1 pseudogene is annotated in these 348 nt (G+C 76.4%); it reads left to right on the forward strand.

What is annotated here, in order from left to right:
* Nucleotides 1–348 (forward strand): annotated as a pseudogene (locus ACFQ4O_RS17180) (hypothetical protein); the annotation flags it as partial.

Here is a 348-nt window from a genome sequence, read left to right on the forward strand (position 1 = left end):
GCCGGCTCGCTCGCGGCCACCGTGCTCGGCGGCAACGTGGCGATCGGCGGCTCGGGCGGCGGCGGCGGCAACGGCTCCTCGGTCACCGTCGACCATTCCGGCGACATCGACGTCCGTGGCGTGGGGGCCCGGGGCATCCTCGCCCAGTCGGTGGGCGGCGGCGGCGGCGCGGGCGGCGACGCCGACGCGATCTCGGCGAACGCCATCGTCTATTATCCCTATCCGTCCGGCAGCTTCTCGGTGGGCGTCGGCGGAAAGGGCGAGGCCGGCGGCGACGCGGGCGACGTGCGCGTCACGGCGGCGGGCGCGATCACGGCCGGCGACAGCTACAAGTCCGGCGGCGTCGTG

It is taken from the genome of Methylopila musalis (genome assembly GCF_042679725.1).
Taxonomy (GTDB): domain Bacteria; phylum Pseudomonadota; class Alphaproteobacteria; order Rhizobiales; family Methylopilaceae; genus Methylopila; species Methylopila musalis.